This is a genomic window from Streptomyces sp. NPDC059080, from assembly GCF_042739975.1.
Lineage (GTDB): Bacteria > Actinomycetota > Actinomycetes > Streptomycetales > Streptomycetaceae > Streptomyces > Streptomyces benahoarensis.
This window is the reverse complement of the sequence record NZ_JBHYGX010000003.1, coordinates 117,391-132,855: the sequence shown is the minus strand read 5'-3', so window position 1 is coordinate 132,855 and position 15,465 is coordinate 117,391. Positions and strand designations below refer to the sequence as shown.

Annotated in this window: 14 protein-coding genes and 1 pseudogene; 7 read left to right on the top strand and 8 right to left on the bottom strand. The window is 74.6% G+C overall.

What is annotated here, in order from left to right; genetic code table 11:
• Positions 1 to 50 precede the first annotated feature (50 nt).
• Positions 51 to 926 (top strand): hypothetical protein, encoded by an 876-nt coding sequence (locus tag ACFWWQ_RS03050; RefSeq protein ID WP_384589127.1) that lies wholly within the window; start codon positions 51 to 53, stop codon positions 924 to 926.
• A 319-nt stretch (positions 927 to 1,245) separates the two neighbouring features.
• On the top strand, positions 1,246 to 1,677 hold the full coding sequence (locus ACFWWQ_RS03045) for a hypothetical protein (RefSeq protein ID WP_384589124.1): 432 nt from the start codon (positions 1,246 to 1,248) through the stop codon (positions 1,675 to 1,677).
• Positions 1,678 to 1,735: 58 nt separating this feature from the next.
• On the opposite strand, the gene ACFWWQ_RS03040 is transcribed toward ACFWWQ_RS03045, so the two are convergent.
• The 8 genes and pseudogenes from ACFWWQ_RS03040 to ACFWWQ_RS03005 form a co-directional block, all read right to left on the bottom strand.
• The gene (locus tag ACFWWQ_RS03040) at positions 1,736 to 1,930 is read right to left on the bottom strand and encodes a hypothetical protein (RefSeq protein WP_384589121.1); all 195 of its coding nucleotides are present in this window, start codon (positions 1,928 to 1,930) and stop codon (positions 1,736 to 1,738) included.
• Positions 1,884 to 3,230, bottom strand: a complete 1,347-nt coding sequence (locus ACFWWQ_RS03035; RefSeq protein ID WP_384589118.1) for a hypothetical protein — start codon at positions 3,228 to 3,230, stop codon at positions 1,884 to 1,886. Before ACFWWQ_RS03035 ends, ACFWWQ_RS03040 begins: the two co-directional genes overlap by 47 nt.
• Before the next feature lie 146 nt (positions 3,231 to 3,376).
• Positions 3,377 to 4,522, bottom strand: a complete 1,146-nt coding sequence (locus ACFWWQ_RS03030) for an acyl-CoA dehydrogenase family protein (RefSeq protein WP_384589115.1) — start codon at positions 4,520 to 4,522, stop codon at positions 3,377 to 3,379.
• The gene (locus ACFWWQ_RS03025) at positions 4,519 to 5,700 is read right to left on the bottom strand and encodes an acyl-CoA dehydrogenase family protein (RefSeq protein WP_384589112.1); all 1,182 of its coding nucleotides are present in this window, start codon (positions 5,698 to 5,700) and stop codon (positions 4,519 to 4,521) included. The genes ACFWWQ_RS03030 and ACFWWQ_RS03025 overlap by 4 nt, the downstream gene beginning before the upstream one ends.
• The gene (locus ACFWWQ_RS03020) at positions 5,697 to 6,695 is read right to left on the bottom strand and encodes an NADPH:quinone oxidoreductase family protein (RefSeq protein WP_384589109.1); all 999 of its coding nucleotides are present in this window, start codon (positions 6,693 to 6,695) and stop codon (positions 5,697 to 5,699) included. Before ACFWWQ_RS03020 ends, ACFWWQ_RS03025 begins: the two co-directional genes overlap by 4 nt.
• Before the next feature lie 191 nt (positions 6,696 to 6,886).
• Complete coding sequence (locus tag ACFWWQ_RS03015) at positions 6,887 to 8,074, bottom strand: glycosyl hydrolase family 18 protein (RefSeq protein ID WP_384589106.1); 1,188 nt, start codon at positions 8,072 to 8,074, stop codon at positions 6,887 to 6,889.
• 199 nt (positions 8,075 to 8,273) lie between these two features.
• Positions 8,274 to 8,757, bottom strand: a pseudogene (locus tag ACFWWQ_RS03010) (hypothetical protein).
• Positions 8,754 to 9,434, bottom strand: coding sequence for a winged helix-turn-helix transcriptional regulator (locus tag ACFWWQ_RS03005; RefSeq protein ID WP_384589103.1), 681 nt, complete (start codon positions 9,432 to 9,434; stop codon positions 8,754 to 8,756). Before ACFWWQ_RS03005 ends, ACFWWQ_RS03010 begins: the two are co-directional and overlap by 4 nt.
• Positions 9,435 to 9,625: 191 nt before the next feature.
• Here ACFWWQ_RS03005 and ACFWWQ_RS03000 point away from each other — a divergent pair, with 191 nt between their 5' ends.
• The 5 genes from ACFWWQ_RS03000 (at position 9,626) to egtD (ending at position 15,450) form a co-directional block, all read left to right on the top strand.
• On the top strand, positions 9,626 to 10,837 hold the full coding sequence (locus ACFWWQ_RS03000; RefSeq protein WP_384589100.1) for a pyridoxal phosphate-dependent aminotransferase: 1,212 nt from the start codon (positions 9,626 to 9,628) through the stop codon (positions 10,835 to 10,837).
• A 245-nt stretch (positions 10,838 to 11,082) separates the two neighbouring features.
• Positions 11,083 to 12,378, top strand: coding sequence for an ergothioneine biosynthesis glutamate--cysteine ligase EgtA (egtA, locus tag ACFWWQ_RS02995; RefSeq protein WP_384589097.1), 1,296 nt, complete (start codon positions 11,083 to 11,085; stop codon positions 12,376 to 12,378).
• Entirely contained in the window at positions 12,375 to 13,691 is a 1,317-nt protein-coding gene (gene egtB, locus ACFWWQ_RS02990; protein ID WP_384589094.1) for an ergothioneine biosynthesis protein EgtB, read from the top strand. The genes egtA and egtB overlap by 4 nt, the downstream gene beginning before the upstream one ends.
• A 44-nt stretch (positions 13,692 to 13,735) precedes the next feature.
• Positions 13,736 to 14,491 carry an ergothioneine biosynthesis protein EgtC gene (gene egtC / locus ACFWWQ_RS02985; RefSeq protein WP_384589091.1) on the top strand — a complete coding sequence of 252 codons (756 nt, stop codon included), beginning with the start codon at positions 13,736 to 13,738 and terminating at the stop codon, positions 14,489 to 14,491.
• Positions 14,488 to 15,450: an L-histidine N(alpha)-methyltransferase gene (egtD, locus tag ACFWWQ_RS02980; RefSeq protein ID WP_384589088.1), complete on the top strand. Its 963-nt coding sequence runs from the start codon at positions 14,488 to 14,490 to the stop codon at positions 15,448 to 15,450. The genes egtC and egtD overlap by 4 nt, the downstream gene beginning before the upstream one ends.
• Positions 15,451 to 15,465 lie beyond the last annotated feature (15 nt).

The following is a 15,465-nucleotide window of genomic DNA, read 5'->3' as shown; positions in this document are numbered from 1 at the left end:
GGGCCGAAGGCCGGTTCGTCGCCGACACGGTCCATCCGGAGTCGGCCGGGATGAGCCGCGGGCGGCGGCTGGCCGCCTACGGCGTCGCGCTTCTCTGCGCGGCGTTCCTGGTGGGCCTGGGCCTGGCGCGTTCCTACTTCACCGCCGGGACCGAGGCGCGCATCGGGGACAACGCGCAGAGCGCTCTCGACGCCGAGAAGGGCTATCTCCACGCCGCGTTCCGCCCCATGCCCCGCAGCGCCTACGGGCCCCCGTTCTCCGCCTTCTCCCGGACGCCGCTGAGCGCACGCGAGATCGACGGGATCCACCGCGGTGAGTACGACAGTTCCGTGCTGCGGGACGGCGTGGCGGCCACCGGGTTCAGCCTCGGCGTCCGGGACGCCTCGCCCGGCAGCGGTCAGGTCTCCTACGTCGACCTGGTCAGCGACAGCAGCTCGATGATCACCGTGACCGGTATCGACGCGACGCACATCCGCTGCCGGAAATCCGGGATGGTCACCGAGATCTACACCCCCGCTCAGGGGGAGTCGCCGATCAAGGGGCTGGCGTACAGGCTTCAGGACCGCGCCGGGGCGCCGAACGGGTTCATCACCGACACCGAGGACCCGCACTGGGGTGAGCCGTACTTCGCTCACCACACGATTCCGCTCGGCGGCGCGGCGGCCCCGCAGACGTTGAGCGTCCTGGGCGTCGCCGGCCCCGGCGCGTACTGCACCTGGGACCTGGAAGCGCACTTCACGACCGATGACGGCGCGGAGCACCACACCCGGCTCAACGCCGAGCCCCTGGTCACCGAGGGCGGGCCCGGCAACGGGCTCGGCACCCAGCATCTCCAGGTGAATCTCGCCACGCAGATCCGGTGGCGGTGCGAGCACGGGCACCGGAAACCGGAGGAGTGCGGCGGCGTGTTCCGCATCCGGCCGTAGGGCGTGCCCGCCCCCAACCCGGCCTGGTACGAGGCGTTCCGGGCCCTCCAGCGGACCGAGGACCGCCCTCCGGTGCGCACCGGAACCGTCCCGGTCCGACGCGGGCCGTCCGGCTCCCCCGTGCCGCGCTGTCCGCACCTCGACGGCGAATGGTCATGAATCCGTAATGCCGCCCACACCGGACGCAACCCGCGGTGTGCTCCGCCCCTCTGGAGGGGTGGCAGGAGCATGACCGCTCCCGCTCGACCGTTACACCACGAGTGAACGACGACATGCTCCGTGGATGCCACCTGGGGGAGCTCCGCGGGAAGGGAAGTCCATGACCAGGACGGTAAAGACCGAGACGACCATGCCGAGTTGGCGGCGCGCGGCCGTGACCGGCGTGCTGGGGCTGGCCGCGGTGGCGCTCACCGCCGTGCCCGCGCACGCCAAGGGCACCGTGGAGGTGACGGCGCCCCGCACGGCGGCCGTCGGCAAGACCTTCACGGTCACCGCGCACGGCGACGATGACGCCGCCTCCTACCTGCGGATATGCCTGCAGGAGCGGAGCGGCGGGCAGGCGTGGCACCAGGTGAGCTGCGGTGCCGTCGTCGAGCGGGGCGGCGCGGAGGCGCAGGCCGTGGCGCACCCGAAGAGCGCGCATCGCGGCCCGGTGGAGTTCCGTGCGGTGGCATACGGGCTGACCGGACCGCACGACCAGCACCCCAAGCAGTGGCGGACCTCGACCGTGGCGACGGTCCAGGTCCGCTGACGCACCCGGGGCCCCGGATCCGTGACGGACCCGCCGCGGATCCGGGGCCCACGGCCGGTCAGGCGCCGCCGGTCGTGAGGGTGAGCTGCCACTTCGTCAGCGCCTCGTCGACCGGCTGGAAGGCCGTCATGGTGTCGCCGCCGCTGCTGCACGTTGCGGTGGAACCGCCGGAGTGGATGCCGACCGCCTTCGGGTCGCCGGCCCCGTCAGAATCCCCCGCCGAACCCGTCCCCGCCGCCTCCGCCGAAGCCACCGCCATCGCCGTCCCCGAATCCGCCGCCGAAGTCGCCGGGGTTGAAGTCGGAGCCGGAGAAGTCGCCACCGTCGGTGCCGCCGAGGTCCGCGCCGTAGGCGTGCGGGGCCGTCATCAGATTGCCGAGCACGGTGCCCACCAGCATCGCGGGCAGCAGCCCGCCGCCGAAGTAGCCGCCCGCCCAGGGCGCGTAGGCGGGACCGGCGTCCCAGTAGGGGCGGTCGCCGTCGGCGGTGCGGACCGTGCGGGCCAGCGGCTCCCGGCCGTCGTCGAGGCGCGCCTTGTCGGCGGCGCAGACCGGGACGGTGCGCGGGGCGCCGCCCGCCGGGGCCCACTCCATGTCGACCACGGACGGTCCGTGACGCGGATCGAAGAAGCACGGCAGGCGCCGCTCGGGCAGCGGGGCGCCGGTGCGGCGGGCGGCCAGCGTCGCGAGCGAGAACCGCCCGTCCTCCAGCGCCTCGGTCACCGCCCGCACATCGTCCGGCTGCTCCGCCGCCGCCATCGCCGACTTGGCGGTCTCGTACGCGTCGAGGGCGTGGCCGTAGTCGGCGCGCATCGCCTCGTCGGCGCCGGGCTCACCGGGCCGGAAGTCCAGCCGGTCCAGCTCCTCGCCGAACGCGGTGATGTCCTCGTCGACGACGACCCGCAGGTCTTCCAGCGCGGCCCGCTCCTGCTCCGCGCGGCGGCGCCGGTTGCGGCGGGCGAAGGCGTACGCGCCGCCACCGCCGACGACGGCCAGCACGCCCAGCCCGACGAGGGTGCCGGTGCCCGGTCCCCCGCCGCCGTCGCCCTCCCAGGCGGCCGGCGCGTGGCCGCCCGCCTGCTGGACGGCGGTGTCGACGAAGCTGTTCAGCCGCTCATCGACGGACGGGTACCCGGAGCGCTTGACCGCGCCGACGAGGTTCTGCACGGCGCTCCGCGACATCACCCGGGCGTCGGCCCCGGCGTTGAAGCCGTCGCCGAGCTCCACGGCGTAGACGCCGCTGATGCCGGTCTTGGTGCGCAGATCGCGCAGCAGGGTGTCGGGGCGGTACTCGGCGGCGCGGGGCAGCACCGCGACGAAGACCGGCTTGCCGGAGTTCTCGATCTTCTTGGCGAGGGCGTCGGCCCGCTCGGGGGGCAACTGGGAGGCGGCGCGCGGGTCGACGTAGACCGGGCCCTTGCGGAGGGCCGCGGCGGCCTCGTCGAGCCCGCCCGCCGCCCGCGCCGGGGACGCCGGTGTCACCACAGGCACCAGCAGCGCAGCCAGAAGGACCAGGAAGGGGATGAGCAGCACACGACGGCTGACGGTCTTCATGCCCACGACGCTACCCGAACGGCGTATTCAAGACATCAGTCGCGACGGCGAGAAGCGACGCCGGGTGCCCGGGGAGCCGCCGTGGACGACACCCGGACGGCCGGGGCGGGGAACGGCCGTCGCGCGTTCCTCCCCGCCCCGGACGGTCACGGTGCGGGCAGCTCCACCAGATCCGCCAGGGCCGCGCGGTGGCGGCCCGGGGCACCGAGCGCGCTCTCGTCGCTCTTGGCCCGCTTGAGGAAGAGGTGCACTGGGTGCTCCCAGGTCATACCGATGCCGCCGTGCAGCTGAAGGCACTCCTCGGCGGCCCGCACCGCGACCGGTGCGCAGTACGCCTGGGCCACCGCGACCGCGACCGGCGCGTCCGGGCTGCCGGTGGCCAGCGCGTCGGCGGCATGGCGGGCGGCGGCGCGGGCGGAAGCGATATCGAGCCAGAGCGTGGCCATCCGGTGTTTGAGCGCCTGGAAGGAGCCGACGGGACGGCCGAACTGGGTGCGGGTGGTGGTGTGCCGGACGGCCGTCGTCAGACACCATTCGGCGAGGCCGAGCTGTTCCGACGCGAGGAGCCCGGCGCCCGCCGTGAGCGCGGCGCGGACCGCCGCGATGGCGCGTTCGCCGGTGGCCAGCGGTGTCCCGACGACGCCGTCGAGGGTGAGCGTGGCGAGTGGGCGGGTCAGGTCGAGCGGGGTGAGCGGGGTCGTGATCAGGCCCGCGGCGGGCACGTCGACCGCGTACAGGGCGGGGCCCCGCGGGCCGTCGGCGGGGACGAGCAGCACCTCGGCGGACGGGGCGTCGGCGACGGAGGTGACCGTGCCGCGGAGGACGCCGTCCGCATCGGCCCGGACCGGCGGCGGCGCGGTCCGGAACGGCTGGTCGGGGGCGGTGGGCAGCGGCACGGCGAGGACGCCGACGGTGCCGGCGGCCAGCCGGGTGAGCAGCGCGGCGACCGGCTCGCGCCCGGTGTCGCAGCCCAGCAGCGCGGTGACCGCGATGACGGCGCTGGTCAGATAGGGCACGCGGGCGACGGAGCGGCCGGTCTCCTCCAGCACGACGGCGGCCTCCCGGGCGCCCGCGCCCGCCCCGCCGAACTCCTCGGGGACCAACAGCCCGGCCGCGCCGATGCCGTTCGCCAGCGCGTCCCACAGACCGGTGTCGCAGGCGCGGCCCGATTCGAGGTCGGCGAGGACGGTGGCGGGGTCGCTGCGGGCGGCGAGCAGGGCGCGGACGGCGGCGCGCAGATCGTCCTCGGTCTCGCCGTAGAGCAGGTCGGATGCGGGCGTGTCGGCGGTCATCGGGGGAGGTCCTTCCACGCGACGTCCTTGTCGGTCCGCGGCTCGGGCGGCAGTCCGAGGACGCGTTCGGCGACGATGTTGAGCAGCACCTCGGAGGTGCCTCCTTCGATGGAGTTCCCCTTGGCGCGCAGATAGCGGTACCCGGCCTCGCGCCCGGTGAGGTCGACGGTCTCGGGGCGGCGCAGCGTCCAGTCGTCGTACGTCAGGCCGTCCTCGGCGAGGAATTCCAGGTCCCAGCCGCTGATCTGCTGGGCGAGGCGGGCGAAGGCCAGTTTCATGCCACTGCCCTCCGGGCCCGGGGCGCCCTTGGCGAGCTGCTGGCGCAGCCGTTCCCCGGTGAGCCGGGTGACCTCGGCGTCCACCCAGAGCGTGAGCAGCCGCTGGTGAAGGTCGTGGGTGCGCAGTTCGGGGCGGGCGCGCCAGTCGGCGGCGGCGATGCCGATCATGCCGCCCTCGCGCGGGGTGGCGGCGCCGCCGATGGCGACCCGCTCGTTCATCAGGGTGGTGCGGGCCACCTCCCAGCCCTGGCCGGCCTCGCCGATGCGGTGGCTGTCGGGCAGCGAGACGCCGGTGAGGAAGACCTCGTTGAACTCGGCCTCGCCGGTGATCTGCCGCAGCGGCCGGACCTCCACGCCCGGGGCGGTCATATCGCAGATGAAGTACGTCAGGCCCTGGTGCTTGGGGAGCGCCGGGTCGGTGCGGGCCACGAGGATGGCCCAGCGGGCGAGGTGGGCGCTGGACGTCCAGACCTTCTGGCCGTCGATCACCCAGCGGTCACCGTCGCGGACGGCGCGGGTGGCGAGCGCCGCGAGGTCGGAGCCGGCGCCCGGTTCGCTGAACAGCTGGCACCAGACCTCCTCGCCGGTCCACAGCGGCCGCAGGTAGCGGCGTTGCTGGTCGTCGGTGCCGTGACGCAGCAGGGTGGGGGCGGCCATGCCCAGGCCGATGGAGAGGCGGCCGGGGTCGTTGTCGGGGGCGCCCGCGGCGGCCAGCCCCTGGTCGACGACGGCTTGGAGGGCGCGCGGCGCGTCGAGCCCGCCGAGCCCTTCGGGGAAGTGGACCCAGGCGAGCCCGGCGTCGAAGCGGGCCCGCAGGAAGTCGAGCGGCGCGGTGGTGGCGGGCGGGTGCGCGGCCAGCAGCCGGGCGGTGCGAGCGCGCAGGTCGACGGCGTCGGTCATCGTCCCTCCTCCGCTCCGGGGATGACCACGAGACGGCCGGTGGTGGTGCCGTCGGCGACGCGCTGTACGGCGTCGGCGGCGCCCGCCAGCGGCACCCGCTCGCCGATCAGCGGGGCGACGGCGCCCTTGGCGGCCAGCTCGGTGAGGGCTTCGTGGCAGGCGTCGACGGCGCGCGGATCCTTGGTGAGGTACAGGCCCCAGTGGAGGCCGAGGATCGCGTAGTTCTTCACCAGGGCGTGGTTGAGGGCGGCGGTGGGGATCGCGCCGCTGGCGAAGCCGACGACGACGAGGCGGCCCTCGAAGGCGATGCATTTGACGGATTTGGCGTACGCGTCGCCGCCGACCGGGTCGTAGACGACGTCGGCGCCGCGGCCGTCGGTGGCGTCCTTCACGGCGGCGACGATGTCGTCGGCGCGCCGGTCGACGACGAGGTCGCAGCCCAGGTCACGGGCGATACGGGCCTTCTCGGCGCCGCCGGTCACGCCGATGACGCGGGCGCCCGCGGCCTTGCCGAGCTGGACGGCGGCGCTGCCGACGCCACCGGCCGCGGCGTGCACCAGCAGGGTCTCCCCCGCCTGGATCCGGGCCCTGCGGTGGAGGCCGAACCAGCCGGTCTGGTAGCCGATGTGGAGGGCGGCGGCACCGGCGTCGTCCAGGGACTCGGGCGCCGGGCGCACGGTCGTGGCGTCGACGGCCACCCGTTCGGCGAACCCGCCGTCGGGCAGCGGCGGTTGGGCCAGCACCCGCTGCCCGACCGCGCCGCGCGCGCCCTCCCCCACGGCCAGCACCTCGCCGCAGATCTCCACGCCCGGGGTGAACGGCAGTGGCGGCCGCACCTGGTACTGGCCGCGGCAGAGCAGTGCATCCGGGAAGTTGATGTTGGCGGCCCGCACCCGCAGCAGCAGCTGCCCGGGGCCCGCCTGAGGCTCCGGCACCTCCTCCAGCCGCATCACCTCACGCGGTTCGCCGTTCGCGTGTACGCGCCATGCCTTCACCAGCTGCCTCCCGGGCCGTCGGTACGCGGACGGCGCGCGGACCGTGGGGGCTCCGGCGCGCCACGGGCATACTAAGCGGTCGGTATCCCGGAGGGAACCGCTTCCGGAAACCGTCCGGCGGGCGCGCCGGGGCCCCGCGCACCCGCCCGCGGCCCGGCGCCCGGCGCGAACCGGCGCGCCGGGCGGACGGTTCACCGGACGGGGCGGTGCCGCACCGCATGGGCCCGCAGCTCGGCCCAGCTCCCCGGGTCCTCGAAGCCGAGCGCCCACAGTCCGGTGCCGCGGATGCCGAACCGGTCCAGCACCTCCTTGTGCGCCGCGACGCCGCGTGCGTCCTGGTACCAGACCTCGTGGGTGTGGCCGTCGCGCCGGTAGGTGAAGTGCGGGGTGCCGGAGACGGCATCGAAGCGGTACGCGGCGCCCGTCCGGCGGCGCAGCGCCTCCGCCTCCTTCCAGGTCCGGTGGGTGGCGCGGCCACCGGCGGTCCGGTCCCAGTCCCAGCCGTAGCCGGGGAAGGCGACCTCGGTCTTGTGGCGGGGAACGGTGGCGGTGGCGCGTCTCAGAAACGCGTCGTACCACTGCCGGGACGAGAGCGGCCCCGCCTCTCCACCGGACCAGTGCAGGTCGTAGCCCATGATCCGGAACCGGTCGGCGACCTTCCCCAACTGCCGGTAGTCGTACGCCGTACCGGAGCCGCCGGTCTGCGGCACGACGGTCACGACGCACTGCTTCCCGAGGGTGTGCAGCCGGGCGCAGAGGTCGGCGGTGAGCACGTTGTACCCGGTGGCGACACGGGCACGCTCGGCGGCGGTACCGGTGAGGGCCATCTTCTCGTAGTCGAGGTCGATGCCGTCGTACCCGTGGCCGCGCACGGTACGGACCAGCGCATCGACATGAACGGCACGCCGCCGCGGGTCGTGCATCAGCTCGGCCATGTCCTTCGCGTCCAGCGTCTCGGTAACGGTCGGCACCACCTTGATACCGGCCCGCTGCAACCCCTGAACGATGTCGCGCCGCTCGGCCCCCGGGTGAGCGGCGACGGCCCTGTCACCGGTCGCCTCGTACCAGAACGGGCTGACGGTGTGCAGCTGATCGGCGTGGCGCAGCGCGTCACGGTAGGCGGCGTCGACGTCACCCCAGTAGGGCAGCCAGGCGGAGGCGGTGCGGGGGCTGGTGGCGGTACGGGGCGGATCGGCGTGGGGGTTTGCGTGGCGCGCCGCGGGGGCTGACGCTCCGGCAGGTGGGGTGGGGGCGGCGGTGTCGGAGACGGTCGCGACGGGCGCGGCCGCGACGGCGGCGGCGAGCGGTCCGGCCAGCGCGGCGACGGTGAGCAGGAGGGTGGTTCCGGTACGGGCCAGGGACGGCGAGGGACGGTCCATGATCCGAGCCTTGCCCGATGACACGGGAGACGTCCCGCACGGATCCGCCGAACGGTGCCCGGCGGGGTGGGGGTACGGCCGTATGAGGGAGGGGCTGATGGGGTGCCAGGGGGGTGCGATGCGGCGGAAATCCGCGGGGCTCAGGGCCCAGGTATGCAGCAGCGCGGGGCCGCCCCCGGCCACGTCCGCCCCTCCCCCCTCACGTCCGCCCCTCCCGCTCCTGAGCGTCGAGGAGGGCCGCCGACGGCGTGGCCCATTGGGCATGGACGACGGGGAAGCCCGCGCGGGCGCTCGCGTCGCAGACGAGGGCGTCGTCATCGACGAGGTGGCGGACCTTCCGGCCTCGGGCAGAGGCGGCGGAGCAGGTCGAGCTTGGCGTGGCGGGCCGGGCGGCGGTCGGCGTTGGCGCGCATCCAGAGCGCACCCTCGGGCAGGCCGTGGGCGGTGAGCCAGTCGAGGGTGGGGCGGCGGTACTTCTCGGGGCGGCCGGTGAGGTAGACGATCTCGCAGTCGCGGGCGTCGGCCAGGGCCAGGGCGACGCCCTCGGCGAGCGGTGGATCGTCGGGCGCGGCGGCGAAGAACGCCGCCCAGTCACGCGGGCGTTGGGCGAGGAAGCGCTGGCGGTGCCCGGTGTCGGCGAGGGTGCCGTCCAGGTCGAAGACTGCCAGGGGAGGTCGCGTCATGATGCGCCGCCCTCTCCCCGTGTCCCTGCGGACGCGGCGCCGCCCGTCTCCCCACACGGCGTGGCCTCGATCCGCCCCGACTCCAGTGCCTGCGCGAAGGAGACGTGATCGTATGCGACGTCGACGCAGGTGGCGGTGGTCATCCGGAGGCTGACGTCGGACTCCGGGGCCGGGCCGTCCCCGTAGATCGGGGTGTCGCCGGCGAGCGTGACATGGAAGGTGCCCTCGTCGAGGACGATGTCGAGCACGCCGGCACCGGGAGCGGCGGGGGTTCCCGGGTCGCCTGCGAAGTGGGCGGCGAGGCGGGTGAGGAGCGGGACGGCGAACCAGTGGGCGCGTACCGCGTCGGTGGGGCGGGGGTCGCCGAGGGCCGGGGCTCCCCAGTCGGCGAGGGCGGTGAGGACCGGCAGCAACTCCTGTCCGCGCGGGGCGAGTTCGTAGACGAAGGCGGCGCCCGGTGGCGCGAGGCGGCGGCGGGTGACGAGGCCCTCGCGCTCCATGTCCTTGAGGCGGGAGGCGAGCATGTCCGTGCTGACGCCCGGGAGGTCGGTGTGCAGGTCGGTGTAGCGGCGGGCTCCGCCCAGCAGTTCGCGGACGATGAGGAGCGTCCAGCGGTCGCCGACGACATCGAGGGCGCGGGCGACGGCGCAGTACTGGTCATAACTTCGGCGCGGCATGGCTCCAGCATAGACATATGGTTGGACTTTCCAAGTGGGGACTTGGTAAAACCAAGTAGGGTGAGAAAACCGGGAATCCGCCGCACTGCGCGGCGGACGCGGACCGGTCGGCGACGACGCGCGGGCGGGAGACCGCCCACCGCGCGAGACCGGCCACCGAGCCCGGCGAACGACGAAGGGGAGGACGCCGTATGCAGTTCAAGCAGTCCAGCAAGATGGCCGACGTCTGCTACGAGATCCGGGGTCCGGTGATCGAGCACGCCGACGCGCTGGAGGAGGCCGGGCACAGCGTGCTGCGGCTGAACACCGGAAATCCCGCGCTGTTCGGCTTCGAGGCGCCCGAGGAGATCCTCCAGGACGTCATCCGCAACCTCTCCCGGGCGCACGGCTACACCGAGTCCCGCGGCATCCTCGCGGCGCGCCGCGCGGTGGCGCAGCACTATCAGGGCCGTGGACTGCCCGAGGTCGGCGCCGACGACGTCTACCTGGGCAACGGCGTCTCCGAGCTGGTCTCCATGGCCGTCCAGGCGCTGCTCGACGACGGCGACGAAGTCCTCATCCCGGCCCCCGACTTCCCGCTGTGGACGGCGGTGACGACGCTGGCCGGCGGCAAGGCGGTGCACTATCTCTGCGACGAGTCGGCGGACTGGCTGCCGGATCTGGACGACCTCGCGTCGAAGATCACCGACCGCACCCGCGCGCTGGTCGTCATCAACCCCAACAACCCCACCGGCGCCGTCTACCCCCGCGAGCTCCTGGAGGGCATGCTCGACCTCGCCCGCCGCCATCAGCTGCTGGTCTTCGCCGACGAGATCTACGACCGGATCCTCTACGACGGCGAGATCCACCACCACGCCGCGGCGCTCGCCCCCGACCTGGTGTGCCTCACCTTCAGCGGGCTGTCCAAGGCGTACCGCGTCGCCGGGTTCCGCTCCGGCTGGCTGGTGGTCTCCGGGCCGCAGCAGCACGCCGCCGACTATCTGGAGGGCCTGGGCACCCTCGCCTCCATGCGGCTGTGCCCCAACGCGCCCGCGCAGTACGCCGTCCAGGCTGCGCTGGGCGGCCGCCAGAGCATCGAGGACCTGGTGCTGCCCGGCGGCCGCCTCCGGGAGCAGCGGGACGTGGCGTGGGAGCGGCTGAACGAGATCCCGGGCGTCTCCTGCGTCAAGCCCCGGGGCGCGCTGTACGCCTTCCCCCGGCTGGACCCGAAGGTGCACAGGATCCACGACGACGAGAAGTTCGTCCTCGATCTGCTGCTGCGGGAGAAGATCCAGGTCGTCCAGGGCACCGGCTTCAACTGGCCGCGCCCGGACCACTTCCGCATCCTCACCCTCCCGTACGCCGACGACCTGGACGCCGCCATCCGCCGCATCGGCCGCTTCCTCGCCGGTTACCGCCAGTGACCGGCCACCGGGCGGGGCGCCCCTGGTCCGGTGGCACCACGCCGTCCCCGGGGCCACCGCCGCACCGCCTCACCCGGACGGCCGTACCGCCCGGGGGCACCCCGCTCCCCCGGCGCGCCGCAGCGCTCCGGCCCGCCGGGTGCCGCCCGCCGCCTCCGGGGTCGCCAAGCCCCCTTGAGCACACCCGCCACAGCGGCTTAGGTGGAGAACGGCAGCCCAGCCGCCCCGGAGGGGAGAGGGAAGCGATGCCCGTACGACCCGCGGTCACCGAAGCCGAACTCGAAGCCCATCTGCGCGGAATCTGTTTCAAGACCGGTCCGCCCCGCCGGCTCGGCGTCGAGGTCGAGTGGCTGGTCCACGACGCCCGCGCCCCCCGATGTCCCGTCGCACCGTCCCGCCTGCACACCGCCGCCGACGCGCTGCGGGAACTCCCCCTCGCGTCCCTCCTCACCTTCGAGCCGGGCGGCCAGCTGGAGCTCAGCTCCCCGCCCGCGGCCTCCCTGATGGCCTGCGTCGAGACGGTCGCCGCCGACCTGGCACAGGTCCGGCCCGTCATGCGGGCCCACGGCCTGGGACTCGCCGGTCACGGCCACAACCCCTGGCACGCCCCCAGCCGGGTCCTCGCCGAGCCCCGGTACGACGCGATGGAGGCGTACTTCGACCGCTGGGGCCCGGCCGGGCGCTCCATGATGTGCGCCACCGCTTCGGTGCAGGTCTGCGTCGACGCCGGGCACGAGGAGCCCGGGCCGCTGGGCCTGGGCCGCCGCTGGCTGATGGCGCATCTGCTGGGCGCCGTCCTGTCCGCCGCGTTCGCCAACTCCCCCACCAGCGAGGGCTGCCCCACCGGCTACCGCACCACCCGGCAGCTGGTGTGGTCCCGGCTCGACCCGGCGCGCACCCTCGCCCCGCCGCAGGACGACGACCCGCGCACCGCCTGGGCCCGGTACGTCCTCGACGCCCCGGTGATGTGCATCCGTGGCCCGCACGGCCCCTGGGACGCCCCCGAACAGCTCACCTTCCGCGACTGGGTCCGCGGCGGGGCGCCCCGGCCACCGACCCGGGAGGACCTCGACTACCACGTCACCACGCTGTTCCCGCCGGTGCGCCCGCGCGGCCATCTGGAGCTGCGGATGATCGACGCGCAGGCCGGGGAGCGCGGCTGGGTGGTCCCGCTGGCCGTCACCGCCGCGCTCTTCGACGACCCCGAGGCCGCGGAGCGCGCCTACCGCGCCGTCAAGCCTCTCGCGGAGACCGCCGGTGCCCGCCCCGCGCCCCGTAATCCGCTGTGGCGCCGGGCGGCGCGCGCCGCGCTGACCGACCCGGAGCTGCACGCCGCCGCGCTGACCTGCTTCGACGCCGCGCGCGAGGCGCTGCCCCGGCTGGGCGCCGCGCCCGAGGTCCTGGCAGCCGTCGACGCGTTCACCGCGCGCTATGTCGCCCGTGGCCGCTGCCCCGCCGACGATCACCTGGACGCCCTGGACACAGCGGCCGCCGCGGGTCCGCCCGAGGCCGGTCCCACCTCTGGGAAGGACAGCCCGTGACCCACGATCCCGAGGCGCTGCGGACCCGCGCGGCCACCGCGCTGCTCGCCGCCCGCGACCGCACCCACCTGCTGACCGGCTGCGTCGAGGAGCCCGATCTCCTCGCCCAGCACTCCCCGTTGATGTCGCCGCTGGTGTGGGACCTCGCACACATCGGCAATCAGGAGGAGCAGTGGCTGCTGCGCACCGTCGGCGGCCGCGACGCCCTCCGCCCGGAGCTGGACTCCGTCTACGACGCGTTCGCGCACCCCCGCGCCAGCCGCCCGTCGCTGCCGCTGCTGGGTCCCGCCGAGGCGCACGGCTACGTCGCCGAGGTCCGCGGCCGGGTCCTGGACATCCTGGAGGGCTCCGCGCTGCGCGGCGGCCCGCTGCTCGACGCCGCGTTCGCGTTCGGCATGATCGCCCAGCACGAGCAGCAGCACGACGAGACGATGCTCATCACCCACCAGCTGCGCCGCGGCCCGGCCGTCCTCACGGCGCCGCCGCCCCCGGACACCGCCGACGGCCCATTGCCCGCCGACGTCCTCGTCCCCGGCGGCCCGTTCACCATGGGTACCTCCACCGAACCGTGGGCGCTGGACAACGAACGGCCCGCACACCACCGCTTCGTGGCACCGTTCCACCTCGACACCGCGCCCGTCAGCAACGCCGCCTATCTGCGCTTCATCGAGGACGGCGGCTACGACGAGCCCCGCTGGTGGGCCGCCGAGGGATGGGCGCAGGTCCGCGAACACGGCCTGCGCGCCCCGCTGTTCTGGCGGCGCGACGACGGCGGCTGGGTGCGCCGCCGCTTCGGCGTCACCGAGGAGGTGCCGCCCGACGAGCCGGTGTTGCACGTGAGCTGGTACGAGGCCGACGCCTACGCGCGCTGGGCGGGGCGGCGGCTGCCCACCGAGGCCGAGTGGGAGAAGGCCGCCCGCCACGATCCGGCGACCGGCCGCTCCCGGCGCTATCCGTGGGGCGATGCGGACCCGGCGCCCGCCCATGCCAACCTCGGCCAGCGCCATCTGCGGCCCGCCCCGGCCGGCAGCTATCCGGAGGGCCGTTCGCCGCTGGGTGTGGGGCAGTTGATCGGCGATGTGTGGGAGTGGACCGCCGACGACTTCCTGCCGTATCCGGGGTTCGCCGCGTTCCCCTACCGGGAGTACTCGGAGGTGTTCTTCGGCGGGGCGTACAAGGTGCTGCGGGGCGGGTCGTTCGCCGTCGGCCCGGTGGCCTGCCGGGGCACGTTCCGCAACTGGGACCTGCCGGTGCGGCGGCAGATCTTCGCCGGGTTCCGTACCGCCCGCGACGCCGCCCCGGGGGACGCATGAGGCGCCCCGGGACGTCCGGGCCGTTCCGGGGAGGGCGGTGAGCGATGTGCCGTCATCTCGCCTATCTGGGCCCGCCCGTGCCCGTGCGGCAGGTCGTTCTGGATCCGCCGCACGGCCTGTACCGCCAGTCGTGGGCACCCCGCCACCAGCGGCACGGCACGGTCAACGCCGACGGTTTCGGCGTCGGCTGGTACGCACCGGACGACCCCGAACCGGCCCGCTACCGCCGCGCCGGAGCGATCTGGGCCGACGAATGCCTGCCCGGCATCGCGCGGGTGGTCCGCACCGGCGCGCTGCTGGCCGCGGTCCGCGACGCCACCGAATCGGGTGCCGACGCCGAGGCGGCCGCCGCGCCGTACACCGGTGGCGGGCACCTCTTCAGCCACAACGGCGCGGTCCGCGGCTGGCCGGAGTCGCTGGCGCCGCTCACCACGTCGCTGCCGCCGGCCGATCTGCTGCGGCTGGCGGCCCGCTGCGACGCCGCGTTCTGCTGGGCCCTCATCCGACGCCGGCTCGCCCGGGGCGACGACATGGGTCAGGCGCTGGCGCACACCGTCGAGGCGGTGGCCGAGGCGGCGCCCGGTTCACGGCTGACGTTCCTGCTGACCGACGGCACCGCCATCGCCGCCACCGCCTGGGGCGACACCCTGTTCCATCTGTCGATCCCGGGCGGCGGCACGGTCGTCGCCTCCGAGCCGTACGACGATTCCCCCCACTGGACCGAGGTGCCCGACGGCACCCTGCTGCGGGCCACCCGCGGCGGCGTCCACCTCACCCCGCTCAAGGAGCGCACCCCGTGAGCCCCTTCTCCCTCACCCGTACCCTGCCCGCCGACGCCACCGCGGCGGCGCTCCGCGCCGATGTCCGGCGGGGGCTGACCCACCGCCCCAAGGAGCTGCCGCCGAAGTGGTTCTACGACGCCCGCGGCAGCGAACTGTTCGACGAGATCACCCGGCTGCCCGTCTACTACCCGACCCGCGCCGAACGCGAGATCCTGCTCGCCCGCTCCGGCGCGATCGCCGCGGCGACGGGCGCCCGCACCCTGATCGAGCTGGGCTCCGGCTCGTCGGACAAGACCCGTCACCTCATCGGCGCGCTGGAGAGCCTGCACACCTACGTACCGGTCGACGTCAGCGCGTCCGCCCTGGAGACGGCCGGGCGGGCGCTCCTCGCCGGCCATCCCGGGCTGACGGTGCACGCCCTGGTCGCCGACTTCCAGCACGGACTGACGCTGCCGGACACCCCCGGCCCACGGCTGCTGGCGTTCCTCGGCGGCACCCTCGGCAATCTGCTGCCCGCCGAACGCGCCGTGTTCCTGCGCGAGATGCACGCCCTGCTCGCCCCGGGCGATGCGCTGCTGCTCGGCGCGGACCTGGTCAAGGATGAGGCGACGCTGGTCGCGGCGTACGACGATCCGCAGGGCGTCACCGCCGCGTTCAACAAGAACGTCCTGCACGTCATCAACCGCGAACTGGACGCCGACTTCGACCCGGACGCCTTCACCCACCTCGCACGGTGGAACGCCGACGACGCCTGGATCGAAATGCGGCTGCGCGCCCGCCACGCGCTGACGGTGAAGGTCCCGGCGCTCGGCCTGGCGGTGCCGTTCGCCGCCGGTGAGGAGCTGCGCACCGAGGTCTCCGCGAAGTTCCGCGAGGCGGGCGTACGCGCCGAACTCGCCGCCGCCGGAATGGAACTGACGCACTGGTGGACGGACGCGGCGAGGCGTTTCGCGCTGTCGCTGTCGGTACGCCGCTGACCCGCTCCGGCCCCT

What these genes read in the sequence shown, in the direction of transcription:
- egtC (WP_384589091.1), top strand. Translation starts at nt 13,736, where the DNA reads ATGTGCCGTCATCTCGCCTATCTGGGCCCGCCCGTGCCCGTGCGGCAG.
- ACFWWQ_RS03030 (WP_384589115.1), bottom strand. Translation starts at nt 4,522, where the DNA reads ATGACCGCCGACACGCCCGCATCCGACCTGCTCTACGGCGAGACCGAG.
- ACFWWQ_RS03015 (WP_384589106.1), bottom strand. Translation starts at nt 8,074, where the DNA reads ATGGACCGTCCCTCGCCGTCCCTGGCCCGTACCGGAACCACCCTCCTG.
- egtA (WP_384589097.1), top strand. Translation starts at nt 11,083, where the DNA reads ATGCCCGTACGACCCGCGGTCACCGAAGCCGAACTCGAAGCCCATCTG.
- ACFWWQ_RS03035 (WP_384589118.1), bottom strand. Translation starts at nt 3,230, where the DNA reads ATGAAGACCGTCAGCCGTCGTGTGCTGCTCATCCCCTTCCTGGTCCTT.
- ACFWWQ_RS03025 (WP_384589112.1), bottom strand. Translation starts at nt 5,700, where the DNA reads ATGACCGACGCCGTCGACCTGCGCGCTCGCACCGCCCGGCTGCTGGCC.
- ACFWWQ_RS03005 (WP_384589103.1), bottom strand. Translation starts at nt 9,434, where the DNA reads ATGCCGCGCCGAAGTTATGACCAGTACTGCGCCGTCGCCCGCGCCCTC.
- ACFWWQ_RS03045 (WP_384589124.1), top strand. Translation starts at nt 1,246, where the DNA reads ATGACCAGGACGGTAAAGACCGAGACGACCATGCCGAGTTGGCGGCGC.
- ACFWWQ_RS03000 (WP_384589100.1), top strand. Translation starts at nt 9,626, where the DNA reads ATGCAGTTCAAGCAGTCCAGCAAGATGGCCGACGTCTGCTACGAGATC.
- ACFWWQ_RS03050 (WP_384589127.1), top strand. Translation starts at nt 51, where the DNA reads ATGAGCCGCGGGCGGCGGCTGGCCGCCTACGGCGTCGCGCTTCTCTGC.